Genomic DNA, 17,736 nt, shown 5'->3' with positions numbered 1-17,736 from the left:
ACCTCACCGCCTATCTTAGCTGTTGGTATTCAATAAAGTAAGTTCCCGCATGGCGACCGAAAATTTAGCGAATTCATGCGCAGTAGCGAGCTTAAATTCGGTGAGTATCTTGTTCCAGCGAGACAGTTGCGCTTCATTATGCGTGATCCAGGCTGTTAACAAGGAGGATACCGTTTCACCGTCCCCGTTGCCAGTGGCTAATACCTTAGCCGTCAAACAGCGCTGATGCCAATGGAGCTCCTCTCGTAGTGAGGCACGCGCCAAGGCTTGCCAATGGTTTTCAACGCGCTGCGCTTGGATCTGCGCCAAAAACCAATGGAGGTGTAGTTCAACACTCAGTTTATAGTAGAGGGTAGCGACCTGTGAGACTTCACACTGCTGTTGTGCAGCAATCTCGGCGATATCCATAGTGGCATAGAGATTAGCACTTTGCGCAATGCGTAACGCTAGCGCTTCCGGGACTCCAGCGGCTTGATAACGGTCCGCTTCCTCTTGATGTTCAGTTTGCTGTTCTACGGCTAAATAGTGGTTGAGATTAGCATTCAGGGATAGAAATACCGGGCGAAAGAATTGAATCATCTCCGTTGGCGAGGTGTGGCGGCTCCGGTTGCGTAAAAACCAGCGGGTTGTGCGGCGGATCAGGCGTTGGCAGGCGACCAACAGGCTATATTGCGTCTCTGGGGGTACCTGGTGATTCAAGGCTTCAATATCAGCCAGTAGAGTATCGAGATCAAAAACCGTACGAGCAACTGTATAAGCATTGACCATCTCTACCAACGAGGCGCTGGTCTCATCCTGCATTCGAATACAAAAATCGGCACCCATCTCATTGACTAAGCGGTTAGCGAGTTGTGTTGCAATGATCTCTTGTCGCAGGGGGTGCTTCACGATTGCCGCCGCAAAACGGCTCTGTAGCACCCTTGGAAAGTTTTCGAGGAGTACTTGATGATGGACAGGCTCTTCAGTGATGGCTGGGGTGACTAAGGCTTGTTTGAGTACCATTTTACTATAAGCGACCAATACCGCCAATTCAGGGCGGGTCAATCCTTGGTGGTGCAGTTGTCGTTCGTTGAGCTCTTCGTCGGTAGGCAGAAACTCCAAAGCACGATTCAGCTGATCACTATTTTCTAAAGCATGGATCAACCGAGTCATATCTCTCAGCACTTCACCCCCACGGCTCTCAGTCACTGAGATGCCACGAGCTTGCTGATCGGCATCCTTTAAGACAATGGCGGCAATCTCCTGGGTCATCTCCCCCAATAGGAGGTTACGCTGCTTGAGGGTAAGCTCACCAGCATCTATCAGGGCGTTCAGGAGAATCTTGATATTGACCTCATTATCAGAACAGTCAACCCCCCCCACATTATCGACAAAGTCGGTATTGAGTCGGCCTCCAGCAAGGGCATACTCAATACGCCCCCGCTGCGTTAGCCCAAGGTTACCACCCTCTCCGACTATTTTAGCCTGTAGCTGTGATGCGCTGATCCGCAGCGCATCATTGGCACGATCACCGACGTCACTATGAGTTTCTTGGGTGGCTTTTACATAAGTTCCAATTCCGCCATTCCATAATAGGTCCACCGGTAGCTGGAGCAAAGCCTGGATGAATGCATGGGGTGATAGGGCCGTTTGGGTGGTTTTGAGCAGTGTTTGCATCGGTAACGATAGGGGGATGGATTTTGCCGCTCTGCTGAAGATCCCACCACCACTGGATATGAGGTGACTATCATAATCACTCCAGCTCGAACTGGGCAGATTGAAGAGACGTTGACGCTCTTGATAGCTGCGTTGGGTGTCTGGCTCAGGATCACAAAAGATATGTTGGTGGTTAAAGGCGGCGATAAGGCGAAGATGGGGTGACTGTAGCAGCCCATTGCCGAAGACATCACCGGCCATATCGCCGATACCAATCGCAGTAAACTCAGTCGTTTGGCAATCAATGCCCATTTCCCGGAAATGCCGCTTGACAGCCTCCCAAGCACCCCGTGCGGTAATGCCCATTTTCTTATGGTCGTAACCGTTTGATCCCCCGGAGGCAAAGGCATCCCGTAACCAGAAGTGGTACTCTTCAGCGATCGTATTGGCCAGATCTGAGAAGGTGGCGGTTCCTTTATCGGCGGCAACGACTAAGTAGGGATCATCTTCATCATGCCGCACGACCTGTGGTGGAGGCACTACCACACCCTGTACGATATTATCAGTAATATCCAGCAGTGCTCGGATAAAGGTTTGGTAACAGCGTTTGGCTTCAGCGAGCACTTGATGTCGATCTTGTTCTTGATCTTGCAACAGTGCTTTACAAATAAAGCCGCCTTTAGCACCTACAGGCACAATCACGCCATTTTTGACCTGCTGGGCTTTCATCAGCCCCAAGACTTCATAACGAAAATCTTCATGCCGATCAGACCAGCGAATGCCTCCGCGTGCCACTTTGCCACTGCGTAGATGGATCCCCTCTAGGTTCGGCGAATAAACAAAAATTTCAAAACGGGGCAAGGGAAGTGGCATATCGGAGAGCTTCTCCGGCAATAGTTTAAAGCTAACCCAGCTTTTACGACCATCGTCTGGTAATGTCTGAAAGAAATTGGTACGAACGGTCGCCAATATTATCTCCACATAACGGCGAATAATCCGATCCTCATCGAGGACAGAAACCGCTTCTAAGGCTTGGTCGATTTGCCGGACAACCTGCTGCTCTACTAGGGAATCATAGGGCTTTGCAGGATCAAAGCGGCCATCAAATAGGGCGAGTAGCATCCGAGCCACATCGCTGTGACGGGTTAATGCTCGTTCGATATAACTCTGACTAAAGAGTGCCCCTGTTTGCCGTAAATACCGGGCGTAGGAACGCAGAATAACCACTTGGCGTGCGGTTAGATCGGCGCTCAGGACTAACCGATTAAAGCCATCGTTTTCATAGCGACCAAACCAGATCCCTTCCAACGCCTCTTGTAAGCGTGTTTGCGCTTGGGTTAAGTCCAGGGTAGCTATCTGCTGTGTCATATGAAAATCGAGGATCCAGTAGCAATGACCATCAGCAGTATGGATTGCGTAGGGGACCTCACCAATCACCCGTAACCCTAAATTTTCTAGGACTGGCATGATGTCAGAGAGTGGTAGGGGATCCTGCTGTTTGAACAACTTGAGATTGATCACGGTCGTGTCGGTCTGCAGCTCTTGCGGTCGGTAGAACAACAATCCCAATGGAGTCTGCTCATTCAAGGTGGCTAATTGAGCAATGTCAGCCACAGCAGCACTAGGTAGTACGCTGTCTTGATAAGCGCGCGGGAAAGCATTCCCAAAAAGCTGTTTAAGCTGCTGACCGGCTAGATCACCAAAATGGGCGTTCAGCGCTTTATCAAGCTTATCTTCCCAAGTATTGGCTGCTTCTATGAGATTTTGTTCAATGGCCTTCACGTTGACCTCAATATTATTATCAGTAACCCAAACAATATAGTGTGTGCGGATAAGTCGTTCTCCGGTTGAAAATGGATGGTATTCAGCCGGTTGTTCACTATTGAGTGCTTTCTGGAGGATGGTTTGGGTTTTCATTCTGAGCTGGCTGTTATAACGTTTTCCAGTGAGGAATACCAAACAAGAGAAGAAGTGGCCGTAAGGGTCACGTCGAATAAACAGCCGAGTGGTATCCTGGTTCTGCATCTGATAGACCCCGATAGCGACCTCAGCCAGCTCCTCTTCATGGGCCTGAATCAACTCGTCGCGCGGTAGACTCTCTAAAATAGTGATCATCGATTTATAAGCGTGGCTGCCAGTCCTTAAGCCGATTTGCTCTAAAATCCGTTGGACTTTGTAGCGGATTAAGGGGATCTGCTGGGCGCTCTGTACGTAGGTTGATGAGGTATACAGTCCAATAAAGCGCTCTTCACCAATCACCTGTCCTTGCTCATTGAATCGTTTGATCCCGATATAGTCGAGATAAGCCGGTCGATGAATACGGCAACGGTGGCTGGATTTGGTCAGAATCAACAAGGTGGGGCGATTCATTTCCCGTCGAGCACTTTCTGGGAAATCCGCTAAACAGACGCGATGTTTCTCATTGCTGCGCCGAGCAATCCCTAGCGCACTACCTCCTTCAGGTTGTAGGCAGTAGTCACCCTGAACAGGGTGTAATAACAGTCGTTGGTAGCCTAGTAAAATAAAATTACCTGCCAAGATCCAGCGGATAAACTCATCACTTTCCTGTTGTAGGGTGTTGTCTACTGGCAGGGTTTGCTGTTTAAACCCCTCAGAGATAGTTTGAAGGCGTTCACGCATCTGTGGCCAATCATCCACTGCCAGGATCACTTCGTTCATCACCTGGCGTAATTCACGCTCCAGCTGGTGCAGGGTAGCTTCATCTAATAAGGTATTGGCCTCTACCTGGCAAATGGTGTAGTAGGTGACTCGCTCCGCTTGGGAATCAAAGCCGACGACGCTTCCTTGTGGATCACGAACGAGAGGAAAAGGCCCATGCAGTAACAGATCAATCGGGATGTTTAACCGTTCCAGCACCATGCGTACGGAATCCACCACAAAGGGGCGGTCAGGCAGCATGATTTCGATGATAGTGTGGGGTGATTGCCAACCATGTTGCTCTATCTGGGGATTGTAGATGCGAATAGACAGGGCATTGGTTCTAGTGGCCTGTACATGTTGCCAGAGGCTGATTAAGGCGCCATACAGATGGCATTCACTGCGCTGGTACCAATCCTCCAAGGGTAAGTTTCTGAAAAGTGTTTTTGCAAAGTAGATCACCTGTTCCGCTTCAGCAGGTGGAAGTTTATCTTTAACCCGTTGCGGAATTTTTTCAAAAAGGGTCGAAGAGAGGATATCGTTGGATGCCATCAACGCCTGTTCCTTAAATGAATGAGTGGTTGGCCAATTAGCACTAAATCGCTATTAGAGCAAAAAAATCATTTTAAAGATGTGATCTGGGATGGGAATAACGTAAAAAATCGGAAAAGAACAGCAGTTCTACCGGGTGATTCTATAAGGATTTAGCTGGATGATTTCAGCTTTATTGTTACTTAAATGTAAAAATTATGTGATAAAGATCACAAATTTTGATATTTATGAAGATAGAACCCATTATTTATTTTACTATTTTCGTTATAGAAAAATTTGACTCAAATAGTTCTCATAAAAGTAAAAAATTAAAACTTACAAGTATTTTTGAGTCCAATAGCTCTGTTTTATTTTCTCTTCGGGCTACTGCAATTCGTATTCACCTGAATGATTTCATAAAGCTTAATAACAACAAGCTATTAAATGCTATTAGCTTTTTTACCTTAATGATACTCAACTAGGAAACGGTTATTTATGCAAAAGAGAAGACAGCTAGCACTCCTCATGCTAGGGGTACTGGTGAGTACCACCACTAACGCTGACGACAGTGCCATTAGTTATAGTTACCTCTCTGGTGGGGCTAATTATGATAAAAACGGCTGGAATAGACCACTAGCGGAATTTTTTAAAAATGGCATCGGTCCTATCGGTAATAGCCTCACTCACCAGACTTTAACCCCTAAAAGCTCCAGCCTAGGGGGCTATTTGCATGGCAGTTATGCCCTGGATGATAATCTCTTCTTAGAGGCGAAATTACGCTACCTGGGTGGCCGAAAAAATGGCTACTTTGTTGGAGTCGGCTATCACCTAGCCGTGGCTGACAATGCTGATTTCTATGTTACAGGGGGTATCAGCCAGCCTGATCTGCCGAATAAAGTACAATTGAATCAGCAGGGAAAAGTGCTAGTGCAGGGTTATCCAGGGAGTGTGGCTTCGGAATTGATGTCCGTGAAGGTGGGTGAGATTACGGATTATATGCTGCAGGCTGTTGGGCCTGAAGTAATCGAACGTGTGCAGGTATCTCTTCGCTTAATGGGGTTAGTGAAACCAAAAAGTTATCAGATCACCGTGGGAGAGTGGATGACAGACAATAATTTTGACCCAAATGATGTAGTCAATCAATGGACAGAGGTCATTAAGAGCAATTTACCGCTCAAAAAAACAATAGATGATTCAGAGATCAGCCTAAAAAGCCAGCTAGCGCCCACGCTAGAGGTGGGGTATCGAATCAATTTCAATGATCAGCTGGCGGCCCGGGTAGCCTACCGCGGTAGTTATGATTCAGTGCGGATGCAGGGAAAGTTGTTTAATCCTATTAATGGAAAAACCACCGCTATCGATTGCAAAAAACGCGGGTTAAGCCATGAGGGGACATTAGAAGCGACTTATGCGTTTACCCCCAATTTGATGGCAGAAGCTGGGTATACGATTAGCCAGATGTTCAAAATTGATACTATCAAGCCAAAGATTGGTCATCAATATACTGTCGGTTTACGCTACGCTTTTTAGTTTAGGGGGTCGCTTGATGGCTACTCTGGATCGGGTAGCAGGATAGAGAGGGTTAATGCTCTTTATCAGCCGTTTCAAATAAAAAAACCGTGCGGTGTTCTGCAGCACGGTTTTTTTATGCTTGCAGTGTTTTATCGACTATTTTGAACATTTTTTTGATGGTTTGGATCAGGCGTGAACAGGACAACCCTTCATGGGGGTGGGTTTAACAGAGTATTGGGGGTGCACTCGATCGGAATGATGTATAGAATAAAGCGTTGTGCAGCAGATCTTGCCGGCGATTGGAGTCGTTGCTGTGAGCAAAAGAGGAGATAGCTGCGTGTATAAAGCGATGGTACAGGGATCGTGAGGTCTCCTGTGAGGTGGTGCGAGCAGGGGTTGATCCGGCCATGACGGCTGATCGTAACTTTGATGACTTGGCCGATAAGTTTGAACACCGTATCTACGGTACCCTCAAAGGGGAGATCCGTCAGGCCGTATTGTGGCAAGATCTCACCGCAGTATTCCCTCGATTACCAGCCACACCTATCAATATTTTGGATGCCGGCGCTGGATTAGGCCAGCTGTCGCAACGATTGGCGGCTTTAGGGCATCAGCTGACGCTCTGTGATATCTCCAGCGAGATGTTGCAGCGTGCCCAACGTTCTGCTCAACAAGCAGGCCTGAGTCAACAGTTGCAATTTGTACACGCCCCGCTGCAGACTATACAATACCATCTAGCACAACCTGTTGATCTGATACTCTGCCATGCCGTAGTCGAGTGGCTGGCTGATCCTCAAGCCGCGCTGCGGCACTTGGTCGCCTGCTTAGCTCCGGGTGGGATCCTGTCGTTAATGTTCTATAATAAGGGTGGTTTACTACTCCGTAATTTATTGCTGGGCAATATCCAGTTAGGCGCTGTGGCAGTGCCTAAGCGCTCACAGCGCTCCTTACAACCGGTCAATCCCCTGACATTGGAGCAGGTCACGGGGTGGCTCACGGCACTACAGCTAACAACCATTGCCACCAGTGGTGTCAGGGTGTTTTCCGACTATTGGCACCACGGCGTGCAACAAGCGTTCGATCGGCAGACCGTGCTGGCCTTAGAGCAGCAGTACTGCCGAGTCCCGTCGTTGGTCTCTATCGGACGTTACATTCATTATCTGGCTCAGAAACCACACTAGGAGCAAGCTTGGTTAATCAGTCAGGAGACCCCATGAGCGCTCTGGAGCAGACACTGCCGGAACTGGTGGATTGGGTCAAGCAGCAGGATCTCAACTTAGCCTTATCGACCGATAAGATCGCTTTTCTATTAGCGCTCTCGCTGGGACCCAGTCAACCATTAGAGGATGAGTTAGGTGAGGCGGGGCTGATCGATCGCTTTCGCCAAGTAGCTCAAGGCTTTGGCTACGCTGATGAAACTCTCGCGGCTCGGGCCAACCAGGCGATTAATGATCTGGTTGGGCAGCACTTATTGAATCGCTTTATTAGTGATCCCGTGGCTGGTGAAGCACGCTACCGTTTGACCACCTTGGGGATTGCGCTCAGTCACTATTTTATGCGCCAGCGCGAGTTTTCCACCCTGCGGTTGTCATTGCAATTGGCCTTAGTGTCCCAAGAGATCCAGCGAGCGGCTGAAGCAGCTGAACAGGGTGGGGATGAGCACCATTGGCGGCAGCAGGTGTTTGCGGTACTCCATTATTCGGTAGCGGATATTTTCGATAATATTGATATGACACAACGAGCGATGGATGGGCAGCAGCAAACGGTGAAAGAGACCATCGCTGCCCTATTGAATCAAGCGTGGCAAGCGGCCATCAGCAGTTGTGAACGCTTATTGAGTGAGACTTCACAGACCTTATGTGAGCTACAAGAGACCCTAGAAGCCGCTGCTGATCAGCTACAGAGCCATTTATTACGACTCCAACGAGTCGTCAGCCAGCAGCCGCACTTAGCGTTTATACAACAAAAGGTCCTCACACTACAAAACACCCTCGATCGGATTATGAATTGGGGTGAGCAGGCGATTGAGCGTTGGAGCAGTTATGATCGTCATGTGCATCAATTTATTCGTACCGCCATTGATCTGGATAAAAACCGCGTGTTAGCCCAACGGCTGAGGCAATCTATCCAGGAGAGTTTTGATAGGCCGTGGTTGTTGACTACTGTGCAGGTAGAACGCCTGCTAGATCTGCGTGATGAACTGCCAGAACTGGCGCCAGAAGTCACAGGTGAGTTGCCCCCTGAACTGATTTTCGAGTCGGTGGATGCGCTGGAGACTCAACATCAGCAAGCCATTCAACAACTATTGACTCCTTACTGCCAGCAACAGCAGCCGCTGGATTTGGTCTGCTTACTGCAGCGCTATCTGGCCTCTTTCTCGCGCGCAAAGCATTTTGAGATTGCCAGACTTTTCATTGAACAAGCCGCGCAGTTAGGTCTCTCTCACGCTGAGTTCCAGGCCATTCCAGCTGCTTGGCAGCCCGTTAACCCCTATGGTGCTAAGGTCCAGGCTCATGTCATCGACTGCTATTGAAACCACACTATCCGATCAGTTGTTACAAGTTCTGGTCAATCCTTACTTCCCGGCACTCGACAGCGCCCTGCGTGCTGGCCGGCACATTAGTCGGGAAGCAGTTGATTGGTATACCTTGCTACTGGATTTCCAAGAGACGCTCACGCACTTTTATGGACGGTACCAGGTTGAATTGATTCAGGCGCCTGAAGGCTTCTTTTATCTACGTCCACGGGCAACGACCCTGATTGCACGGTCACTCCTCTCAGAATGGGAGATGTTAGTTGGCAAAGTGCTGTGTTATCTCTACCTGAGCCCAGAACGAGTCAATCAACAGGGTTTGTTTAGTCAGCAGGATCTCTATCAGACACTATTTAGTTTGCTGGATCAGCAGAAGCTTCTGAAATGGGTCAATCCGCGGGCCACTGGCTCCGATCGGGATCGCCATAAAGTGATCGAGAAAGTGAAGAGTGCGTTAAACCGATTGCGGCGTTTAGGGGTGGTGGTCATGGCTCCAGAGAGTCAATCCTTTCGGATCACCGAAGTGGTGTTTCGTTTTGCGGCGGATGTGCGCAGTGGTGAAGATCTCCAGATCGCACAACAGCGACTCATCCGTTTAGGAGAGGCGGTGATTCCCCAACCCTCCTTAGAAGCAGCTATGGTGGTTGATCCACAGGATGATGTATTAGAGGATCTAGAGCCCAGTGACGATCACGAGGAGAGCCCGTTATCCAGGGAGAGAGTACCATGCTAGCACGAGGTAAGTTTTGTTCGTTGACCTTGATCAACTGGAATGGCTTTTTTGCTCGCTCCTTTGATCTCGACGAACTGGTCACCACCCTGTCGGGTGGCAATGGGGCTGGAAAATCAACAACGATGGCTGCTTTTATCACCGCCTTGATTCCTGATCTGACCCTGCTGCATTTTCGTAATACTACGGAGGCCGGCACCACCCTGGGCTCCCGCGATAAAGGACTCTACGGTAAACTACGCGCAGGGATCTGCTATGCGGTGGTGGAGGTCATCAATTCCCGCCGGCAGCGGCTGTTGTTTGGGGTGCGCCTGCAACAGATCTCAGGACGTGAGGGTAAAATTGATCTCAAGCCTTTTCTGGTCCAGGATTGTCCTGAGAGTTGGTTGGTTCTGGACCTGCTGATGGAAAAGCTTCAGGGGTCTCAAGTCCGGGTACGCTCATTAGCCTCAGTCAAAGCGCAGCTTGCTGTTACTCATGACGCCGGTTTTAAGTCCTTTCATTCAATCACCGATTACCATGCCGCACTGTTCGATCTGGGGGTGCTGCCTAAAAGGCTGGTCGTTGCTGCCGATCGCCATAAATTTTATCGTCTAATGGAAGCTTCGCTGTATGGGGGTATTTCCAGTGCGATTACCCGATCACTGCGTGATTACCTATTGCCAGACAATAGTGGCGTTCGTAAGGCGTTTCAGGATATGGAGGCTGCGCTACGTGAAAATCGGCTGACGTTGGCGGCGATCCGTCTCACGCAAGCCGATCGGGATCTCTTTAAACACCTGATGCTGCAAGCCACCCACTATGTGGCCGCAGATTATATGCGGCAGGTGAATCAACGTCGAGACCGCTTGCAGCAGCTACTGGCATTACGCCGTAGACTGCATGATCAGCAGCAACACTGGGTTGATCAACAACAGCAGCACACCCTATTGCAGCAGCAGCTCGTTGAACAGAGTGCGTTGGAACTTGCCTGGCACGATCAACTCCAACAGGCACAACAGGCCTACCAGCAAGCCCAATGGGCGGTGCAGCAACAAGTTAAAATCGACCGCTATCAGGCAGAGTGGTTGACGTTAAAAACACAGCACCAGGCGCAACAGGAGCTCGTGGTAGCAGCGAACCAGCAGCTCGAGGACGCCGAAGCACGGCTCGAGGGGCTGGTGCATGAGGTAGACAGCCTCCAGAGCCAACTGGCCGATCAGCAACAAGCGCTCGATCAACAGCAGATCCAGGCTGTTCAATATCAGCAGGCCCTAGAAGCCCTTGAAGCGGCCCGCACCTGCTGTCAGCAGCCGGAACTGCAGCCAGAAACTGTACCCTCCTGGCAGCAGCGGGCCAAACAAGCGCTGCAGTTGGCGACTGAACAGCTGTTAAGCCTGTCGCAGCAGCTCAGTTTGGCCGAGGCCTCGGCCAACCAATTTGAACAGGCTTATCAACAGATCTGCCAGCTGTCAGGGTGTCATGAGCGGGTCACACCAGCAGAGGCTGGTCATCGGGCCAGCGAACTATTACAGCAGCTTGCCGATCAGCAGCGGGTGGCCGATACCTTGCCGATGTTGCAACAACAGAGCGCTGAGTTAGAGCAGCGTCTGCTGCAACAGCAGCAGGCACAACGGTTATGGCAGGTGTTTTGCCAGCAGCACCCAGAATCACAAGAGCAACCAAGCACAGAACAGTTAACGGCGCTGCTACAGCAACAGCGGCAGCAGCAGGCAGCTGTAGTGGCGCAGTTAGCTGAGTATCATGGGCGAGTAGCGATGCTGCGCCAAACTCGGGAACAGCTGACACAGCAGCTGCAGCAACAGCGTTCAAGAGCTCCAGCTTGGCTCGCTGCACAGCAGGCCCTCCAGCGGTTGAGTCAACAGTGTGGGCAACCCCTGACAGATAGCCAAGTGATCAGTGAGCAACTGCAGCAGTTGGCCCGTGATCAGCAGCCACTGCTTCGTCAACGAGAGGCCTTACGAGAGCATCAGCAGCAGCTGGAACAGCAGATCGTGCGTCTACAGCAACCGGGTGGCGTCGAAGAGAGTGAGTTGGTCACGGTGGCTGAGCAGCTGGGGGGCACACTGTTATCGGAAATTTACGATGATATTACGCTGGAAGAGGCCCCCTATTTTTCAGCGCTCTATGGCCCCGCACGTCAAGCGATTGTCGTACCCGATCTGCTCAAGGCGCAACAGCAGCTGCTATCGTTGGGATCTCAGGTGGATGATCTCTACCTGATCGAAGGGGATCCGCAAGCCTTTGATGATCACTTATTCGAGGTGCGTGAACAGCCGCAGGGGGTGATGGTTCAGTTATCACCTCGGCAGTGTCGCTACTCACGCTTCCCCCTGGTACCACTATTTGGCCGTACGGCCCGTGAGAAACGGTTAGAAACCCTGCTATTGCAGCGGCAGGTGTTGGAGGAGGAGTCTGTTAAGCTGTCATCGAAGATACAGCAGTTCGATCGGTTACAACAAGCCTTTAATCAATTGATTAGCCACCACCTAGCCCTGGCGTTTGATGCCGATCCCCAACAGGCTATTCAACAACACCAGCAGCAGCTACACAGCATTGAGCAGCAACACCAGCAGCAGCTGCAGTGCCAGCAGCAACTCGAATCTCAGCAGAGCAGGTTGCAGCAAGCGAGTGATCAGCTCAACTCCCTGATCCCTGTGGCTCCCTTATTGGTGGATTGCAGTTTGATAGCGCGGGTGGCCAAGGCTCGACAGTCATTATTAGTCGCACAACAGGCGCACCGTTGGGTCTCTCAGCAGGCAGATCCCATCCGCCAGCTAGAGCCGCTATTACCGATTTTACAAAACCCCCCGCAGCCACCAGAAAGCTTACGGTCAGCCTACGAGCAAGCAGAACAGAGGCAACGGCAGCTACAGCAACAGTGCTTTGCCTTAGCGGACGTTCTGCAACGTACAGCGCATTTTAACTACAGAGTGCTACCGAGTGGGGAGGCTGATCTGCAAGCCTTGAATGCACAGTTACGTGAGCGGTTAGCCGTGGCTGAAAAGCAGCGTCAACAGGCCCGGCAACAGCAGCAGCAGTGGCAACAGCAGCAGCGGCAGTGTGGTGAAGCACTGGCCGCTTTGAGCAGTAGCCATGACACTAAACAGCAGTTATTACAAGAGCTACAACAAGAGTTAGCCGCCTTACAGATCCCGGAAGGTCCTGCCGGGTTGCTGCAGGCTCAACAGCGTTATGAGGCACTGCAACAGGCAGTCCATGATGGCCGCCAGGCGCGTAGTCAACTAGAAAAAGCGCTGGCTCGCTGCGAGAGTGATTTAGCCCAGCTGCAAGCACGCTGGCATCAGCAGCAACAGGAGCAGAGCCAACAGCGCCAGCAGGTGGTGAGTGCGAAAAAAGCTTGGTGTCAGGTACTTCAGTTAGCCCGGGCACATCGAGTGGAGCCGTTGCTGCACCAGCCGTCACTGGCTTATCAGAGCGCTGACGAATTGCGCTCGATGTCAGATAAAGCACTGGGGGTGCTGCGCCAAGCTGTCGCCGATAATGAGCGCTTACGGGATGCTTTAAAAGCCTCTGAAGGGGCGAATGCCCCGCTAAAAAAGGTGCAATTTTATTTAACTGTCTACCAGCACCTCCAGCAACGTATTCGTCAAGATATTTTGTGTACCGATGATCCGCTGGTGGCTATCGAACAGATGGAGAGTGAACTCGCACGCCTGACTACGGAGCTGACCGCACGAGAAAGCCGCCTAGCCTTGAGTTCGAAAAGTGTTGCGACGATTATCCGTAAAACCATTCAGCGGGAACAGAGTCGTATTCAGCTCTTGAACCAGGGGTTACAGCAGATCACCTTTGGCCAGGTGCGTGGCGTTCGTTTGGTGGTTAAAGTTCACGATAGTCATGAAAGATTATTAGCGGCGCTAGTGGATCAACCGGCACAACATCAGGCGCTATTTAATAATCGGCAGTTCTCCTTTTCTGAAGCACTAGCGACGCTCTACCAACGATTAACGCCTCAAGCCGACCTAGGACAGCGTTCACCACAAACGATCGGTGAAGCGCTGCTAGATTATCGCCATTACTTAGATCTTAACGTTGAAGTACTCCGTGGCAGTGAAGGCTGGCTGCGTGCTGAGAGCGGAACGCTCTCCACTGGAGAAGCGATTGGTACCGGTATGGCGATTTTAGTGATGGTTGTACAGAGTTGGGAAGAGGAGTCTGCGCGCTTACGGGGTAAAGATAGTCTACCCTGCCGTTTGTTGTTGTTAGATGAAGCCGCTCGCTTGGATGGGCAATCTATTAACACCCTATTTGAGTTGTGTGAACGGTTACAGATGCAGTTACTGATTGCTGCCCCAGAGAACATTCATCCAGAGAAAGGAACCACCTACAAATTGGTGCGTAAAGTATTCCAGCAGCAAGAACAAGTGCAAGTGATTGGTTTACGGGGTTTTACTCACACGAGCGAGGATGATCAACCACGCGCAGTGGGTGGCTAGCGCCTGATCAAGCTATCAAGCTGCAAAATACTGTACTATAGGATTCACACGATCTTGCAATACGTAAGCCCTATAAGGAGCAGCCGATGCATTATCACATTATTCCAGTCACACCATTTCAACAAAATTGTAGTTTATTATGGTGTGAAGCTAGTCGGCAAGCGGCGCTGGTTGATCCCGGTGGTGAAGCTTCCAGAATAATAGAAGAGGTTACTCGGCAACGGGTCACTATGACCCAAATTCTGCTCACGCATGCCCATTTGGATCATGTCGGGGCTGCAGCCGAACTGGCTAAACATTTTCAAATTCCTATTGTCGGTCCGCACGCTGCTGATGCTAGTTTATTGGAGGCTCTGCCGTTGCAATGTCAGCTGTTTGGCATCAGCCCTCCCATTGCGCCATTGGTTCCGACCCGTTGGTTAGCTGAGGGTGAAGTCATTACAGTGGGTCAACAGCGTCTCTCGGTGCGGCACTGCCCAGGACACACTCCGGGGCATATTATCCTATTCTGTGCTGCGGCTCATTTAGCTTGGGTGGGTGATGTCTTGTTCCAAGGCAGTATCGGTCGTACCGATCTTCCTGGCGGGGATGGGGTAGCCTTGCAACGCTCTATCCGCGAAAAATTATGGCCGTTGGGGGACGAGATCACCTTTATTCCAGGGCATGGCCCTCTCTCTACCTTTGGTCATGAACGGCGTCATAACCCTTTTGTAAAAGGCTAGATGGCAACTGTTCACGAACCCGAAGGGTTAGATCACCTATGAAGCTAAAGCATCACTATCCCCCTCCCTAGCAGTAGCAGGGTAGAAGAGTGGCACTCCAGAGGGGAGATTCATTGACCAATCCAATCACTATGGAATAATCCAGCACTATTTTATTGACCCAATGGCCGATGTTTTTAGACCACTTGCTAATCTTTTTAAATAGTTAAAATAACTATTTAAATGTTTTTAACAATAAAAAAATGATAGGTTGTACGGTAGGGTAAGATGATCTCTTATGATGACTATAATAAGAAATATTTTCTTACAATAAGTTATGTTAACTGATTAAATAAGTGATGTAGATTGACTAAGTTGTTTGTAAGTTGTTTTTGTTTTCTGTGGTATAGAACGCGTAGATTAGTTTTCTATTGCTTGTTGTTGACCTGGTTTGAAGTAATTTTATGAATCATATTAAAAATAATATTTATTATAAAACAATACGTCGGTGGTTCAAAAGTCGAAGAAAAAAACAGGAGGTGAATAGGGTTGTTTATTTTAGAAGATCACTGTTTTATTTACGTCCTATTCGATTATGGTTAAGCAAAATCACGGTAAGATACAGCGATTCGCCCCGGGGTAGTTCGCTGCGCTGTAGGCAGTCAACGGGTCAACGCTACCATCAGACTATCAAAAAAAATCAGCAAGGGTTACTGTGCTCTCAAAACCCCAAGGGAGATACTCAATGGAATCAGCCTGTAGAAGGAGTTCTGTATTCAAGGTGTTATCAGTATAATAGGAAAACAGTATTTCCTAATAAAAATCAACCTCAAGGGATAAGCTGGCCATTGAAGCAGCAGTGTCCGTATGGAAGAGAACTTACCAGACTATTATTTTATGTTTTCAAAAATACACTATTAACGGGACAGCTTCCGTTTAGAGGAGTTCTGGCGTCAGTAGTGTTGGAGAAAAACTTATCAAATATAGCAATATCATTAACAGTTAAGATGAATTTTACAGATCTGCTGGCGCTAGTAGTGAGGGAGCCTAATCCATTAAATAGACTATCATCCATGAGTTCTAGTCAACAGAAAATAACAGTTAATTATCCTCTCTGGTTTGTACGTAATGAAAGGGTTGAAATACTTCAGAACATCCAGATGAAAGAAAATAAATTGAATAGGCCAAGCGGTCAAGAGAACAAAAGCAAAAAGGCTTGGTGGCCTGGCTTTAATTGGAACGATGCATGGGATTCCGACTGGGATCCTAATGAAGGTGGTATGCATGGAAGATTCAGTTCTGTTATGGCCTGGGATAGTTCTCATTGGGGTGATTCAGAGAATAATAACGGTGAACCTAAGAATAAAGAAAAAGAGATCTGTACGATAAGGAATCATTGGGAGCTTTCTAGTGAATTAGAAAAATTTTTAAAGGTCAATATTGAACAAATACCTGAAAAAGATTCTACAGAATACTCACAACGTATCTTTAAAATTTATCAGTATTTACATACGGGTTCTAACAATCCTCCAAAAATATTAGAGGGTTTAGCTGAAAAAAATATACTAGATTGGCCGTGGAGTATAGAGGCGTTAGGCAATCTTGTGAATTATTTGAGCAACTTGCAAACCCAGAGTTTACACGTGGATTCTCATAAACCTTTAGCTAGAAAAAAATGTCGAAAATTTACACGATTTTCTCCATACAAAAGGAACTCCAGAGATCTTGGAACGGGAAGGGGTGATAGACAGTTGCAACTTAACCAATTGCTTCAGTCATCAAGCTTATTGGCCACAGATGACAGGGATCTCAGCGGTGTCGGACGGATAAACAGTGAGATAGACTATGGCAGTCGCAACGTATCCAAGAGTAACCTAACGCTGGATTCACGCAATAAGCGCAACACAGCGTCCAGTATATGAACCCACCCTTCAATCAATAGCCCGTTGCACTTACTCTGTTAATCCAGCCTCAGGTTAATTAACTATTGTTATATCAAGGATTAATAACTATGGTAGATGAAAACATTATCAACGCTGCTAAACAAGGTGATATTGGTGCTTTAATGAGTGCACTAGAACAAGGTGCAAATATTCATACTCAGGATCATGAGGGCAGAACAGCTTTTAGTTGGGCAGCTGCCAATGGTCATATTACTATTGTCAATAGGTTAGTAGATCTAGGCGCAAACATTCATACTCCGGATCATGAGGGCAGAACACCTTTTGTCTGGGCAAATGAAAACAATCATATCAATATTATCAATAAATTATTATCTCTAGACACAAATTTTTATATTCCGCCTGAGGTGCTCACAACGCTCCTCAGACGGAGCGTTGATCATGGCTATACCGATCTTGTGCATCGATTACTCGATCGAGGGGCAGATATTAATACGCAGGATATCGATGGTAGAACTCCGATTAGAGTAGCGATTGAAAATGGATATTCCAATATTATTAATCTATTACTAGAACGAAACGCAAACATTAATATCCCAGATAATCAGAATATAACCCCTATTATACGTGCAGCTCGTGAGCGTCTTACGGATGTTATCACATCATTACTAGAACGAGGTGCAGAGATTTTTCCCGACATCAACCTACTGTCCTGGGCTGCTGAAAACAGTCGTATAGATATTATCAATAGAGTAGTAACGCTAGGCGTAAATATTAATACTTTAGATAGTTATGACATGCCGCCTATTATATGGGCAGCTGGAAATGGTCATCTCGATGTTGTCAATAGATTAGTAGCGTTAGACGTTGACATTGAGGCTCAGGATGAGGAGGGCAGAACCCCTTTGAGTTGGGCGGCTGCAGAGGGGCATATCGACGTCATCAATGCGTTAGTCAATCTAGACGCAGATTTTCGTGCTTCCGATTACAGTTCTAGAACACCGTTGAGCTGGGCGGCCGGCAATGGTCATCTCGATGTCGTCAATAGATTTGATCTTGCCACCTTTTTTTAGAC

The 17,736-nt window shown here is 48.6% G+C and carries 9 protein-coding genes; 8 read left to right on the top strand and 1 reads right to left on the bottom strand.

The features are described 5' to 3' along the window. Positions 1-15: 15 nt before the first annotated feature. Entirely contained in the window at positions 16-4,845 is a 4,830-nt protein-coding gene (locus tag NL324_RS03635) for an NAD-glutamate dehydrogenase (RefSeq protein ID WP_253306383.1), read from the bottom strand. 474 nt (positions 4,846-5,319) lie between these two features. Between NL324_RS03635 and NL324_RS03630 the strand changes: the two genes are divergently transcribed. From NL324_RS03630 to NL324_RS03595, 8 genes are all read left to right on the top strand, one after another. Further along, on the top strand, positions 5,320-6,354 hold the full coding sequence (locus tag NL324_RS03630; protein ID WP_253306382.1) for a hypothetical protein: 1,035 nt from the start codon (positions 5,320-5,322) through the stop codon (positions 6,352-6,354). Between the two features lie 365 nt (positions 6,355-6,719). Then, positions 6,720-7,517 (top strand): methyltransferase domain-containing protein, encoded by a 798-nt coding sequence (locus NL324_RS03625; protein ID WP_366516340.1) that lies wholly within the window; start codon positions 6,720-6,722, stop codon positions 7,515-7,517. A 32-nt stretch (positions 7,518-7,549) separates the two neighbouring features. Continuing rightward, positions 7,550-8,869 (top strand): chromosome partition protein MukF, encoded by a 1,320-nt coding sequence (mukF, locus tag NL324_RS03620; protein WP_253306381.1) that lies wholly within the window; start codon positions 7,550-7,552, stop codon positions 8,867-8,869. Beyond that, on the top strand, positions 8,850-9,602 hold the full coding sequence (gene mukE / locus NL324_RS03615) for a chromosome partition protein MukE (protein ID WP_253306380.1): 753 nt from the start codon (positions 8,850-8,852) through the stop codon (positions 9,600-9,602). The genes mukF and mukE overlap by 20 nt, the downstream gene beginning before the upstream one ends. Continuing rightward, positions 9,596-14,059 carry a chromosome partition protein MukB gene (gene mukB, locus NL324_RS03610; RefSeq protein WP_253306379.1) on the top strand — a complete coding sequence of 1,488 codons (4,464 nt, stop codon included), beginning with the start codon at positions 9,596-9,598 and terminating at the stop codon, positions 14,057-14,059. Before mukE ends, mukB begins: the two co-directional genes overlap by 7 nt. An 86-nt stretch (positions 14,060-14,145) precedes the next feature. Beyond that, entirely contained in the window at positions 14,146-14,781 is a 636-nt protein-coding gene (locus tag NL324_RS03605) for an MBL fold metallo-hydrolase (RefSeq protein ID WP_253306378.1), read from the top strand. A 443-nt stretch (positions 14,782-15,224) separates the two neighbouring features. Next, the gene (locus NL324_RS03600) at positions 15,225-16,682 is read left to right on the top strand and encodes a hypothetical protein (protein ID WP_253306377.1); all 1,458 of its coding nucleotides are present in this window, start codon (positions 15,225-15,227) and stop codon (positions 16,680-16,682) included. Between the two features lie 89 nt (positions 16,683-16,771). Then, entirely contained in the window at positions 16,772-17,734 is a 963-nt protein-coding gene (locus tag NL324_RS03595; protein WP_253306376.1) for an ankyrin repeat domain-containing protein, read from the top strand. Positions 17,735-17,736: the final 2 nt, after the last annotated feature.

Source organism: unidentified bacterial endosymbiont (assembly GCF_918320885.1).
Classification (GTDB): domain Bacteria; phylum Pseudomonadota; class Gammaproteobacteria; order Enterobacterales.
Note: the sequence above shows the minus strand (reverse complement) of the source record. Positions and strands in the feature narration are given on the sequence as shown.

What these genes read in the sequence shown, in the direction of transcription:
- mukF (WP_253306381.1), top strand. Translation starts at nt 7,550, where the DNA reads ATGAGCGCTCTGGAGCAGACACTGCCGGAACTGGTGGATTGGGTCAAG.
- NL324_RS03635 (WP_253306383.1), bottom strand. Translation starts at nt 4,845, where the DNA reads ATGGCATCCAACGATATCCTCTCTTCGACCCTTTTTGAAAAAATTCCG.
- NL324_RS03630 (WP_253306382.1), top strand. Translation starts at nt 5,320, where the DNA reads ATGCAAAAGAGAAGACAGCTAGCACTCCTCATGCTAGGGGTACTGGTG.
- mukB (WP_253306379.1), top strand. Translation starts at nt 9,596, where the DNA reads ATGCTAGCACGAGGTAAGTTTTGTTCGTTGACCTTGATCAACTGGAAT.
- NL324_RS03605 (WP_253306378.1), top strand. Translation starts at nt 14,146, where the DNA reads ATGCATTATCACATTATTCCAGTCACACCATTTCAACAAAATTGTAGT.
- mukE (WP_253306380.1), top strand. Translation starts at nt 8,850, where the DNA reads ATGTCATCGACTGCTATTGAAACCACACTATCCGATCAGTTGTTACAA.
- NL324_RS03600 (WP_253306377.1), top strand. Translation starts at nt 15,225, where the DNA reads ATGAATCATATTAAAAATAATATTTATTATAAAACAATACGTCGGTGG.
- NL324_RS03595 (WP_253306376.1), top strand. Translation starts at nt 16,772, where the DNA reads ATGGTAGATGAAAACATTATCAACGCTGCTAAACAAGGTGATATTGGT.